This window comes from Glaciimonas sp. GG7 (genome assembly GCF_052976905.1).
Map to the genome: position 1 here is coordinate 1 of NZ_JBRIIQ010000104.1, position 13,469 is coordinate 13,469.

The 13,469-nt window shown below is 54.4% G+C and carries 10 protein-coding genes and 1 pseudogene; 1 reads left to right on the forward strand and 10 read right to left on the reverse strand.

The genetic code is table 11. From position 1 onward, the window contains the following. Window positions 1-55: 55 nt before the first annotated feature. The 9 genes and pseudogenes from ACVBEF_RS17780 to ACVBEF_RS17820 all read right to left on the reverse strand — a co-directional run. Window positions 56-292 (reverse strand): annotated as a pseudogene (locus ACVBEF_RS17780) (hybrid-cluster NAD(P)-dependent oxidoreductase); the annotation flags it as partial. 25 nt (window positions 293-317) lie between these two features. After that, on the reverse strand, window positions 318-1,562 hold the full coding sequence (locus ACVBEF_RS17785) for an aromatic ring-hydroxylating oxygenase subunit alpha (protein WP_447125260.1): 1,245 nt from the start codon (window positions 1,560-1,562) through the stop codon (window positions 318-320). A 254-nt stretch (window positions 1,563-1,816) separates the two neighbouring features. Continuing rightward, on the reverse strand, window positions 1,817-2,596 hold the full coding sequence (locus ACVBEF_RS17790; RefSeq protein ID WP_447125261.1) for an electron transfer flavoprotein subunit beta/FixA family protein: 780 nt from the start codon (window positions 2,594-2,596) through the stop codon (window positions 1,817-1,819). Beyond that, the gene (locus ACVBEF_RS17795; RefSeq protein WP_447125269.1) at window positions 2,593-3,747 is read right to left on the reverse strand and encodes an electron transfer flavoprotein subunit alpha/FixB family protein; all 1,155 of its coding nucleotides are present in this window, start codon (window positions 3,745-3,747) and stop codon (window positions 2,593-2,595) included. The genes ACVBEF_RS17790 and ACVBEF_RS17795 overlap by 4 nt, the downstream gene beginning before the upstream one ends. Before the next feature lie 5 nt (window positions 3,748-3,752). Continuing rightward, window positions 3,753-5,654: a (Fe-S)-binding protein gene (locus ACVBEF_RS17800; protein ID WP_447125262.1), complete on the reverse strand. Its 1,902-nt coding sequence runs from the start codon at window positions 5,652-5,654 to the stop codon at window positions 3,753-3,755. 2 nt (window positions 5,655-5,656) lie between these two features. Beyond that, a complete protein-coding gene (locus tag ACVBEF_RS17805; protein WP_447125263.1) occupies window positions 5,657-7,720 on the reverse strand; it encodes an oxidoreductase in 2,064 nt (687 codons plus the stop codon). Window positions 7,721-7,772: 52 nt separating this feature from the next. Next, window positions 7,773-8,297: a DUF5943 domain-containing protein gene (locus tag ACVBEF_RS17810; protein WP_447125264.1), complete on the reverse strand. Its 525-nt coding sequence runs from the start codon at window positions 8,295-8,297 to the stop codon at window positions 7,773-7,775. 31 nt (window positions 8,298-8,328) lie between these two features. Beyond that, complete coding sequence (locus ACVBEF_RS17815; RefSeq protein WP_447125265.1) at window positions 8,329-9,300, reverse strand: dipeptidase; 972 nt, start codon at window positions 9,298-9,300, stop codon at window positions 8,329-8,331. A gap of 172 nt (window positions 9,301-9,472) precedes the next feature. Continuing rightward, entirely contained in the window at window positions 9,473-10,747 is a 1,275-nt protein-coding gene (locus ACVBEF_RS17820) for a serine hydroxymethyltransferase (RefSeq protein WP_447125266.1), read from the reverse strand. 613 nt (window positions 10,748-11,360) lie between these two features. Here ACVBEF_RS17820 and ACVBEF_RS17825 point away from each other — a divergent pair. Then, on the forward strand, window positions 11,361-12,404 hold the full coding sequence (locus ACVBEF_RS17825) for a GlxA family transcriptional regulator (RefSeq protein WP_447125267.1): 1,044 nt from the start codon (window positions 11,361-11,363) through the stop codon (window positions 12,402-12,404). 75 nt (window positions 12,405-12,479) lie between these two features. Here the strand turns inward: ACVBEF_RS17825 and ACVBEF_RS17830 are convergent. Beyond that, the coding region (locus tag ACVBEF_RS17830) for a hypothetical protein (RefSeq protein ID WP_447125268.1) at window positions 12,480-13,469 on the reverse strand (990 nt) is incomplete at its 5' end.

Genomic DNA, 13,469 nt, shown 5'->3' on the forward strand with positions numbered 1-13,469 from the left:
GTTTAGTTTTGGCTCAGAAAGCCCGGGGGGTGCAGGCGGTCTCCCAAGCGATGCTGATCTCCAATTCCAGCGTAATAAACTGGCCCGGAGCAAACGTAAAACTGCTGTTGTCGGGCGTAGCAAAGATAAAGCTTTTGACGTCGTGCGTCTCGGCCCGCACTTGTACGCAGACCAGTGTCTCTTGTGTGTCGCTATTCCACTGCGGTGGCAGCGCGCTCCAAAAATTTTCTTGATTGATTTTTTGCACGACGGCCTCTGGCACATTTTGTTTTTTCAACGTATCCACACACATATCCATAGCCATCTCCGAGACGATGTTATGAGGCAATCGATGCGCTCAGGCGATCGATATACCATTTGCAAAACTTCTCCACTAACCCTTCCGTGAAAGGCGAATACGGCCCCGGCTGATAGGCGGCGCTGTTGGCACCCTGTTGCGACAACTCGACTAAACGCTTGTCCTGATCGTTGGTCGCGTTCCAAACAGCAGTCAGATTATCGAGTTGATAATCGATCCCTTCACGCGCATCTTTATGAACCAGCCATTTCGTGCGGACCAAAGTTTTTTCCGGTCCCAGCGGCAGCACCGAAAAACTGACGATGTGATCGCTCATAAAATGATGCCAGGAATTTGGTTGCGTCCAGAACGACAAGCCGCCCAGATCGGCACGTTCAAATTCCCCGAGCAGCTTGCCGGAGGCCGCGTGCCCATCCAGTGTTTGCGATTCGCCGCCACGGTCCAGCGGTAAACGTTGCGTACGGAAGCCGCTCACCATATCGTCCAGATGGTCAATCTCCTGCGATGGCAAACCAGCGTTTTCCCACTGCGCGCAGCAGGCGGCAGCCAGACGCGTAAATTCTTCCACCTGCTCAATATTATTGGGCGACGGTTGATAACCGAAGCCGTACTCAAATAACGATGCCGTCAATTCGGGATGATTGGTCGCACAGTGATAACACTCGCGATTGTTTTCCATCGTCAATTTCCAATTACCGTCTTCGATCAGATCAACCTGTTTGGCGATTTTGCAGTCTTGCAAAAAATGCGGGGCCAGATACGGCATCATCGCCTCACGCATGATCGCAAAATCTTGCGGCGGGGTCTCAGCGAGACAGATAAAAATCAGACCCGCCAGATTCTCGACATGCACCGATTTCAGATTGTGGTCGCTGTGCTTGAACTGATCGCCCATATGCTCTGCATACAGCAGCTCACCGGTCAGGTTGTAAGTCCATTGATGGTAAGGACAGACCAGATTACCGACCGAGCCTTTATGCTCCGAGCACAAGCGTGCACCGCGGTGGCGGCACACATTGTGATGCGCACGCACCGACATATCGTCATCGCGCACAATCACAATCGAATTCTTGCCGATCTCGACGGTGACATAATCACCCGGCTCGGGAATATCCGGATCGATCGCTACCTGAATCCAGTGTTTGCCAAAAATCTCTTTCATATCCAAATCAAAAATTTCCTGACTCAGATAAAAAGGCGCGTCTAAGCTATGGCCTTTGAGGCGATTGGCGATCAGGTCTTGAATCTGTTGGGATACTTTCAATTTCTTCTCCATGTTTTTTGGATTTTTACAAATTTTTCCAGCTAGTGCGCACGCGATGACGTTGAAATATTTATCAAGCATCACTAAATTCGTTCGGGCTGAGTAGGCACAAAGTGCCGTATCCTTCGACACGCTACGCTACTCAGGACGATCGGAAGATGCGCCGACGCATGCAATTACTTCGATACGCCCTAAAGGACTACTCAGTACAAACGGTTTTTAAAAATGTAAATGTCAACATTCACCAGACCCAGCTAATAATCAACTAATCGATGTTCTCGCAGATAGTTCAACACGGCCTGCGCCTTTTCACTCGCGCTACCTTCTGCAATAACCTTTCCGCCCCGACTTTCGGATTCCGTTGCCGACAACATGCGTGCATGACCGGAGCGTTTTTCTTGCGCGACCAGCTTCAGCGGTCTGGCCTTGGCAGGCGCTAAAGTCCAGTCTTGCGACACATTCAGAGACTGGCTTTGCAACGTTTGTCGTTGTATCGATCCGGAGCGCAAGTTGGCGTAGGCATAGCGCACCGTTGACGGTGCCAATGGATGCACCATCAACATCGCTGGCAACGAGACTGCGATATCGCGGCGGCGGCCCTTTGGCAAAAACTGTTTCAACAGAACGCCATCCGCTTCCGGCGTCACAGCAATGACGCCAGCCACTAGCGACAGATGCAATTGGCTTGCCAGAAAATATGGCACCAGACCGCTTTCCTCGCCGCCTTCTGCGCGACTGCCGCAGAGGACCAAATCGACATTGTCCAGCGCTTGTTTCAAACCGGGAAGAATGTCCTGATCCGCTGCTGTTTCAATAACGCGTATGGTTGTTGCGCCTAAGGCCAGATAGTCCGATAACGCTGGATTGTCGGGATTGCCTGCGTGAATAATATCGACGCTGACGCCCTCCTTTGCCAATGTCATTGCCATACCAAGGGCGACGGCGTCATTACGGCTATAACGCGCCACGCCGCTGACCGGATGGCGACCGATGGAGACCAGAACAGCAATCCGTTGCAGTGAAGATGACCTCATGTTGCGCTCCCTGTATCCAGATTGCGGGCCTGTTTTACCTGTGTCAGCAACGCCTGCATGACCGCATGCGCGTCGTCGATGATGCTCAGATCGGCACGCTTAATCATGGGTGCGCTGGCGTCCAGATTGACGGTAATAACGTGGCGGCAATCCTTGATCCCTTGCAAATGCTGGACCGCGCCCGAAATCCCAAACGCCAGATAGGCGCTGGCGCTCACCGTTTTTCCGGTGGCTCCGATTTGCTGATCGCGGCGGAATTTACCATCATCGACGGCCACACGACTAGCGCCCACCGCCGCCTCCAGTGCACTTGCCAGCGCATTGAATGTGCCGACGTCATCGACGCCATTGCCAGCGGAGAGAATAAAGTCTGCCTCGTCCAATGCCATTTGCGATGCGGCTAATACTTTGATGCCGAGGTCGCGGTAGTTGACCGAATTAGCCCAGTCGACTTCAGCCGCTATGCTGACCGATGCAACCAGTTCTGCATCGACTGCGCCACGCCCGACAAACGGCAAACGCGCATCGACGGCATCGGCTGCCAGCAGAATGATGCGCGACAAACTGCGCCGTGCTATCACTGAGCGCTGCTCACGCCAGGTTGCTAAACCGCCTGAATTTATTTCTACTACGTGAGTAGCAATACTGGCAGTGTGCGCCATCGCCGCACCCAGCCGCCGCCCTAAATCGCCGCTCGATAATGCGCAATCGGGGATATAAATATGTGCTGGTTGCAAGGCCGCAATCACATTGCGCAAGGCCGCCAGCTCTTGTTCCGGCGCAAATAGCTGGCTGCCGAACTGCGGCAAGACCACTACCCGATCGGCGCCCAGCGCCGCGCTGTCATCGTTTAATTCGCCAAAGACCAGCAGGACCACTTCGGTCGTCGCGTCCGCTAATAAAGCTGCCGCAGCAATGACCTGACGTGCGTGGTCGTCGAGCGTTCCACGGTCGCTGTGGGCCACGGCCAGCACAGTTTTCACTGACGCTTGTGTGGTGCGCAGCGGCTTTATTTGCGGATGTGCATGGCCGAGTATGAGCGTGCCAACGTCATCGCCAGCATCCATCTCGCCCAACACCAACCGTTTTAATCCATCAGCGGTCACCGTAAAAGGACGGCGCGGATTGATGCGTTTATTTGCTGACTGCATATCCATTAAGCCTCCAACGCTGCGGCAACCAGCTCTGCAATATCGCGCACATCGGGACGCGGTCCGACCACGCCTTCGAGCATGGCTGTGCAATTCGGACAGCCCACCACCACCGTATCGGCGCGCACCGCACGGGCGTCGTGAATGCGGATATCGGGAATCCGTTGTTTGCCGGCAATATCGGTCAACGGCGCACCGCCACCGCCGCCGCAACAACGTCCGCGCATGCCGTTACGTTCCATTTCGTGCAACGGCAAACCGAGTAGTTTGAGCAGGTCACGCGGGGCTTGTGTCTCGCCGTTGTAGCGCCCCAGATAGCAGGGATCGTGATAGGTAAACCGTTGATCGTTATTAGTTGCGGCACGCGGAGTGATTGCTCCCTCTTTCGCCAGCGCAGCCATGAAAGTGGTGTGATGCAAGACTTCATAGCGACCGCCGAGGGCCGAATATTCGTTCCGTAAACTATGCATGACGTGCGGATCGGCGGTGACGATGCGTTGGAATGACAGCGTTGACAACGTATTGATTAAGCGCCCGGCCAGCGCCTGAAAAGTCGCCTCGTCGCCGAGACGGCGGGCAACGTCGCCGGTGTCGGTTTCCAGTGTGCCTAGGATCGCAAAATCTACGCTCCCAGCTTGCAGCACTTTGACCAATGCTCTGAGGGTGCGTTGATAGCGCATATCGAAGCCGCCCTCGCCCACGATGAGCAATACATCGACCGGTTTGCCGGGAGTAATGTGTGCCACATTCAGATCGATGGACCAGTTATAGCGAACATTCAGATCGAAGCCGCCAGCGGAGCCTGTTTCACGCAAATTGGCGAGAACCTCCGGGCCTTTTCCCGGCACCGCGCCATGCTCCAGCGTCTGATTGCGGCGCATATCGACTATCGCGTCAACGTGCTCAATGAGCATCGGACACTCTTCCACGCAGGCGCGGCAAGTGGTGCAGGACCAAATCGTGTCGGGCGTGATCAGGTCAGGGAAAATCGCCCGTTGTGGTCCGCCTTGCTTGCCCAGCGCAATCCCCGGATACGGGCTACCGGCAAAATGGGCGTCACTACCACCGGCCATGCCGACGACCATGTCTTGAATCAGTTTTTTTGGATTAAGTGGTTGCCCGGCGGCAAATGCCGGACACGCTGCTTCGCATTTTCCACACTGTACGCAGGCATCAAAACTGAGTAATTGATTCCAGCGAAACTCGACCGGCTTGCTTACGCCCAGCGCGCCCTGATCCAAGGCCAGCGGCTTCAGTGCGGTGCTGGGCGTGCCGGATGTTGCGTATCCAGAATTGAAATATTTCTTGTTAAAGCGTTCCGGGCGCGGATGAAATGCCAGATGCAGCAAGCCTGCCAAAGCATGTTTCATCGGGCCGCCGCGACCAATGCCGACGGTCATATTCCAGGCACCAAAACTCAGCAACAGCACCGTCACCGCCGCCGTCAATCCCGATAGCACACCGACAGGCAAAATACCCATCAACAACATCCCTGACGCTAACGCCCCCAACACCCACGGCAAACGGTTCCACGCGCCCAGCGACAAGCGTGCCGGTGGCGTGCGACGACGATGCCAGACAAAAATAACGCCGATCAGCATCACCATCGCAAACAAGGCAATCGCGGCATTCAATATTGGCAGATACAACATAAAACCGTAATTGATAGCGACCAAGGCCATCGCCGCAATCGCCCCGCCAGCGGTGGCGATATGGGTGCGCGCTATGTAGGGATCGCGCGCCACGACGTGATGCAGATCGACGAAATAGCGCTTTGGAATCGCCAGCAGCGCTATCCACTGGACTGGTGCGGCAGCACCGGCGCGCCACAACGCAGCACGCCGCATCAGGCCGGAGAGCAATCCGGCCACCGCTAGCCAGAACAGGACCGTGATGATCGGGTTCATCGTCAGAAATCTTTACACAGGCGCAGCGAATCAAAGATCGCGGCGTGGATGTTATGCATCGAAATGCAGTCGCCGACCCGGAACAATAGAAAACGCCCGTCACCGAGCGGCTCGGCTAATGCTGGCTGTGGCTCGGCGGCATACAGTTTTTGAATATTGGTCTGACCGTGATTCACCGATTGTGGCTTGAGCGACCAGTACAGACTGTCATTAGGGGTGATGCCGTTTTCGACGACGACCTGATCGACGACGCGTTCTTCCTGAATGTCGGTGTACTCATTGCGTAATACGGCGACTTTTTTGTCGCCCTCGGCGTAGACGCTATCGAGCCAATAATTCGGCGTTGGAATAATCCCTTGCGCGTACATGCGGCGATAGAAAATCGGGAATGTCGTACCGCCGGTATCGTCTGCAATCTTGACGTCTGGGGTGACGATTTCGACCTGACTGCCACGACTGGCGAGGTAGTCGGCAACGCCAAAACCGGCGTGGGTGCTGATGCCGTCGTAGACCAGTACGTTTTTGCCGGGCGCAACACGGCCACTCAAAATATCCCAGGAACTAACCGCTAATCCTTCGGCTACGCCCCAGGCGGGAACCTGTGCGGTGAAGTTGCTGCCACCGGTTGCCAGCACAACGATGTCCGGTTTTTCAGCCAGAATCATGGCTTCGTCAGCATCGACACCGAGACGGCGATCAACGCCCAGGCGTTTGGTTTCCATGTCGAACCAGCGCACGATCCCGGCCATTTGTTCGCGTTGCGGGGCTTTGGCGGCCAGATTGATTTGGCCGCCAACAGCGTCGCTGCGCTCAAACAAGACCACATCGTGACCGCGTTCACGCGCGACCCGGGCGGCTTCCAGACCGGCAGGGCCTGCGCCTACAACGACGACTTTGCGCTTTGGGCCACGGCTTTTGGCGATGATATGCGGCATGCTTTCTTCACGCGAGGTGGCGGCGTTTTGGATGCACAGCACGTCGAGGCCGTTGTATTGGCGGTCGATGCAATAGTTTGCGCCTACGCATTGTTTGATCTCATCTTCGCGGCCATCGCGGATTTTAATGACCATGTAGGGGTCGGCGATCTGCGCGCGTGTCATGCCGACCAGATCGACCATGCCGGTCGCCAAAATACGCTCGGCTTGCCCGGCATCGCGGATGCTTTGCGCGTGCATGACCGGGACTGTGGAGACGGTTTTGATACCGGCAGCCAAATGCACGAACGGCTCTGGCGGCAAGGCCATCGGCGGCATGCAATTGACCAATGTGTTGTGCGTATCGGCACCGGAGCCGACCACGCTTAAGAAATCGATCAGACCGGTTTCTGACATGGCTTTAGCGATCTGTTTGGCGGTGTCGTGATCGATGCCGTCTTCATGAAATTCGTCACCGCACATGCGCATGCCGACGCAGAAGTCAGGGCCGACGGCGTTACGTACGGCGGTCAATACTTCGACACCAAAGCGCATGCGGTTTTCCAGGCTACCGCCGTATTGATCGGTGCGATGGTTGACGCGCGGGCTCCAGAACTGATCGATCAATTGTTGATGGGCAGCCGAGATTTCGATGCCGTCCATGCCTGCTGCTTTGACGCGTTTGGCGGCGGCGGCGAAGTCGGCGATGATGCGGTTGATTTCTTCAATCTCGATCATCTTGGCGTTGCCGCGATGGACCGGCTCGCGGATGCCGGATGGGGTGAGCAAATGCGGCCAGTTCTCGCCATGCCAGGAACTGCGACGGCCCATGTGGGTGGCCTGAATCATGATTTTTGCACCGTGCCTGTGCATGGCTTCGGTCAGGCGTGCTAAGGGTTCGATGACTTTGTCGGTGGTCAGATTGATCGATTTCCACCAGCCTTGCGGGCTATCGATCGAGACCGCGCTGGAGCCGCCGCAAATCGCCAGACCGAGGCCGCCCTTGGCTTTTTCTTCGTAATAACGGATATAGCGCTCACCCGGCAGACCGCCTGCGTCGGCATACACTTCGGCATGTGCGGTGCTGACGACGCGATTGCGCAGCGTGACTTTATTTAATGTCAGCGGCGAAAAAAGATGGGGGTAGCGCATGTGCGTTCTCTAGTTCTAAAAGTTTTTGACGAACAACTAAGTGACTAAGTAACTAAGCGACTAAGGCAGTGACCGTAAATTCGCAATGTGCATGGCCTTCACCAGCGCATTGGGTCTCGACGCAAGTGGCCTTTATTTTCTGGCCGGTGGTATCCGAGACCCAATCCATGGCGCCTGAGAACCAGCCTGCAAACATGTAGCAAAGCTTGCCTTCGGCCTCTGGTTGTTGCAGTACGAAAGACGAGTTCGTTAGTTTGATCTTTGCCGTCGCCGCTGGCGCATCGACTTCAGAAAAACTAAACAAACCCCAGCCGCGTTGCGATAGACGATTCAGATAGTGTTGATAGACTTCAAGGCCGCTCATGCCGTGTTGTCTGGATTCTTTTTCGCACCAGAAATAGGCAGATTTATGCCCGGCGTCATACAAAATTTGTGCGTATTTATCACGGCCTAATGCGTCTTCTACGGCGGTGTGATTATTGGTAAAAAAATGGCGCGGCACGTATAGCATGGGAAGTTTATCGGTGGTCCAGACGCCGGTTTCTGCGTCCACTTCGATGGGTAGTTGTGGGTTCATGGTCGTACTCCTCAGTCATTTATCAATTAAATCAAGCAACCCAGACTTCACCAAATACGCGCATCCAGTTTTCACCCAGCACTTTGCGAATCCGACTTTCTTTCCAGCCTGCGCGCTCCATGGCGACTGTCAGGTTGGGAAAATCGCCGATGGTGCGAAATCCTTCCGGATTGGTGACCGTGCCGAAATCGGTTAAACGACGGTGACGGCCTTTGTCGTGGGTTAGCCATTCAAAGAATGGTTTGCCGTAGCCTTGGGTAAAGTCGGTACCGATACCGACGCAATCGTCACCGACCAGATTGATGACGTAATCGAAGGCTTCGACGTAATCATCGACGTTGGCGTTGCTGCCGCGTTTGAGAAACGGTGGGAACATGGTCACGCCGATGAAGCCGCCCTTGTCGGCAATAAATTTAAGTTGTTCATCGCTCTTGTTGCGTGGATGTTCTTTCAGGCCGGAGGGCAGGCAGTGGGAATAACAGACCGGCTTTTTGGATTCCAAAATTGCCTCGGTTGAGGTATTGCCGCCGACGTGTGAGAGATCGACCATGATGCCGACGCGGTTCATTTCAGCGATGACTTCGCGCCCGAATCCGGACAAGCCGCCGTCGCGCTCGTAGCAGCCGGTGCCGACCAGATTTTGGGTGTTGTAGCAGAGTTGCACCACGCGCACGCCGAGTTCTGCGAAGACTTCGATGTAGCCGAGATTGTCTTCAAAAGCGTGCGCATTTTGAAAGCCGAGAATGACGCCGGTGCGGCCCTCTTGTTTGGCGCGGGTGATGTCGTCCACGCCGCGCACCAGCGTCAACAAATCGGCATTCTCGCGAATCAGGTTTTTCATGTCGACGATATTGCCGACGGTGCCTTGGAAATTTTCCCAGACGGAGATGGTGCAGTTGACGGCGCTTAAGCCGCCTTTTTTCATATCTTCAAAAACGGGGCGTTCCCATTTGGAGATATTGAGGCCGTCGATGACTAAGCTTTGTTGATGCAATGCGTTCATGTGCGCTCCGTGGTGTTCGGAAAATCAAGATAGGGAAACAGGTAATGCCGTTGCGTTAATCCAAATAACCGTTCGGGCTGAGTAGCCCATCGGGCGTATCGAAGCCATCGCTTAGGCGCGCCTTCGATACGCTACGCTACTCAGTCCGAACGGTTTTTATGTATTTTTCTGTTTAGTAAATCGGGAACCGTTTGCACATGGCGGCCACGCGTATGCGTACGCTTTGCTCAGTCTCGGAGCAGCCTTCGGGCTTACGTGCCAATCCATCGAGGACTTCAACAATGAGGCCGCCGATGGCGCGAAATTCTGCTATACCAAACCCGCGTGCGGTTCCGGCTGGCGTGCCTAAGCGGATACCAGAAGTGATCGTTGGCTTTTCGGTGTCGAACGGGATGCCGTTCTTGTTGCAGGTAATCCCGGCGCGTTCCAGCGCGTGTTCGACGTCGGTTCCTTTGAGACCTTTGGGGCGCAGATCGACTAGTAGCAAATGGTTTTCGGTGCCGCCGGTGACGAGATCGACGCCGCCTTGTTTGAGTACTTCACCCAGGGCGCTGGCGTTGGCGACGACGTTGCCGATGTAGTCCTTGAATTCGGGTTGCAGCGCTTCGCCGAAGGCGACGGCCTTGGCGGCGATAACGTGCATTAACGGGCCGCCTTGCAAACCGGGGAACACCGCTGAGTTGATTTTTTTAGCAATATCTTCGTCATTGGTGAGGATAAAGCCGCCACGCGGGCCGCGCAAAGTTTTATGCGTGGTGGAGGTGACGACATGCGCGTGCGGCACAGGACTCGGGTGATGGCCGCTGGCGACCAGCCCGGCGATGTGTGCCATGTCCACCATCAACAAAGCACCGACGCTGTCGGCAATGGCACGAAAACGGGCGAAGTCGAGTTGCCGTGGATAGGCGGAATAACCGGCGATGATCAGCTTCGGTTGATGTTCTGTGGCCAGCGCCTGGACCTGATCGTAATCGATGAGCAAGGTGTCGGGACGCACGCCGTATTGGACTGCGTTGAACCATTTACCGGACATCGCGGGCCGCGCGCCGTGAGTCAGATGACCACCGGCGTCGAGCGACATGCCGAGTACGGTATCGCCCGGCTTGACCAGCGCCAGCATGACCGCACCGTTGGCTTGCGCGCCGGAGTGCGGCTGAACGTTCGCGTAGCTGGCACCGAATAATTGCTTGACCCGATCTAACGCCAGCGCTTCAACCTGATCGACAAACTCGCAGCCACCGTAGTAGCGTTTGCCGGGATAGCCTTCGGCATATTTGTTGGTGAGGACCGAGCCTTGGGCTTCGAGCACTGCACGCGAGACGATGTTCTCGGAGGCGATCATTTCAATCTGGTCTTGCTGACGTCCTAGTTCCAGTGAAATAGCCTTCATGACCGACGCATCGCGCTCGGCTAAGGATTGGGTAAAAAATGCGGTGGTAGCGGTCATGGTGGCAAGGTCCGTGTGAGCAGTAGCTGTGCAAGGTCTCAAACTCAGATTATTCTGAGTCTCTCTGTTGACAACATTCTTGATCTAAGACCTGCTGCTCTATTTCCTAAAGCGGACGGGAACCTTTCAAATTACGACAACGCTGTCACTTTTTGGCATGTGCCGGAACATCGTGGCGGGGTCTGGCTTGGCGGGGGTTAAATAGTGAGCAAGGTAGTGAGCAAAGACAATCTCAATTTGTTCGTGCTGCATGACAGCATCATCAAAATAGTTCTTAAAAAATGCCCCTGATTGGATCGTTCTCCCAAAATCGGCGCATGGCGCACTGTCGTCGCGCAAAATAACCACACAAATTTGCTTGCCATACGGAAATTAAATGATCAGTCATCTCCAACAAATCTGCTATCAGGAGGGCCCTGAAAGCACCCCGATCAGACTATCTGCATAAACTTGTGGCCCCCCGTCAGATACATCGTCTGTATTTAATTGCACTGAGACAACATCACCCCTATTGATGGCATGGTTATTGCAATGCACAACCGAAAGCATTTGTTTATTTTTATCAATCGACTGTACATTAGCCGTCGCTGATGTTTGCCAACGGAGTCTGGTCATGTCTAAAAGTGAAATTTCGTCTTTCTCGCATTTTGCTTTTGTTCCACTCAATAGCTTTACGATGCTTGCATTTTCAAATGCCATCGAAGTATTGCGAATGGCCAATTATCTTGAAGGCAAACCGCTCTATCGATGGTCGATTATCAGCCCTGAAGGCGGCCTGGTGACTGCCAGTAACGGCTTGGCGGTGACCACCTCACGGCCTGATCCGCATGACATTCCTGACGTGGTGTTTGTGTGTGGCGGCACCGATATCGAGGCGGCAATCGATGCACCGGCGTTAGCGCTCATGCACAGTTTTGCAGCGCAGGATGTGGCCATGGGCAGCTTGTGCACTGGCACCTTTGCACTAGCCAAAGCCGGTTTGCTCGACGGCTATACGTGTGCCACACACTGGGAAAACATGTCGGCCTTGCGCCGCACATTTCCATCGGTATCCTTCTCGCGCGATCTGTTTGTGATTGATCGCGACCGCCTGACCTGCACCGGCGGCATCGCCCCGCTCGATATGATGCTCAACCTGATCTCACGGCAGGTCGGCAAAACCACCATCGCGGCCATCGCCGATCAATTCATTCTGGAACATGTACGCGACGATAAAGATCAGCAACGCGTGCCGCTCAACGTACGCATGATTTCTGCACGGCCTGCCATGGTGGAAGTGGTGTCGCTGATGGAGGCGAATATTGAAGAGCCGTTGTCGCTGGAAGATTTGGCGCAATTATCGAACGCGTCGCCGCGCCAGTTGCAGCGTATGTTCAAAGAGCATATGGGGATGTCGCCCACGCATTACTACTTGACGCTGCGCTTGCGCAAAGCGCGTGAATTATTACGACAGACGGATATGTCGATACTGAGTATTACGATGGCCTGCGGCTTTCAGTCGGCCTGCCATTTTAGTAAAACGTATCGGGAAGTATTTAATGTGGCGCCAAGTTCTGAGCGTCGCAAACAGGTCGTGCTACCGACTCAGGTTCCGCTAATACCGCCTATGGCGCAACCGATGAATCCGCAGTTTCAAGGGACACCGGCGTATATGTAGTGTGTACTGAAGCTTGAAACGTTATCAAAAAAGGCCTGCAATGATGCAGGCCTTTTTGTCTGGAAACAATCGCAGTTACATACGCGTTTGCATCATCCCCAATTCCACGTCATGCGACGAGGGCTGGCGCGGCTGACGGGCATCCTGGAAAAATGATCCCACATACATCGGAATCTGTGAACCATACAAAAGAGCGGAAGCCACGATGTCAATCACTGCAGGGGAAATACCTAATTCCAATTCATCCGATAGTTGTATTAACAGCGCTGGACCGACAATGAGATTAGTGATGAATGAACCTCGGATTGCAACCGCCCTCAGTAAGATATCGATAGCACCCTGTTGATCTGGCATCGTCAATTGCGAGCGTACGTGCAGACTCTCGGTACTGCTTTCGCGATTAGCACGGTGGGCAGATTGTAGTATTACCCTATCCATCATCCCTTCGCCTGCCATGTTAATCATCGCTCTGTTTAAATCCATACGATAAGGCCAGACCGAACTACTATTTTCCACTGCGGCAGCGCCCGAGGGAGAGGCTATGGCAGTCATTGCTGCACAAACACCAATTTGAATGGGTAAAGCGGTTACCGATGGCATCACCACATCCGATATTTCTCCTGCGTTATGCTCCAGACCATAATATGCTTGCACCAGCTCACGACCTCCGCAATACACAATACTGTAGGCCGCCAGGGTTGCAGAGAGTGTCGGAGGCGCACCAGTGCTATAAATAGTCACCAATCCTGCGACATTTGAAAGGATAAAAAACCCGCGTGAAAAATTGGACACCGTGGTCGCGACACCCCGGTAATTATCTACGCCGAAACCGATCGTATTTAATGCCAACGGTACTCCACCGCCGATGATGCCCAGGCTATTGCGCAGCGCAAGACTTGCCCCACCTTTCTCAAGTCCAAGTTGAATCAAAAAAGCTGTCCCTTGTCGGATGAATGTTGGCACGCCAACGGCGAAAACACTTCGCACCGCTATATGCATGTTGCTCAGACAAAACTCCAACACTTTCTTCAAACGTGATACCTGTTGCGATGGTGGTTCAACAAC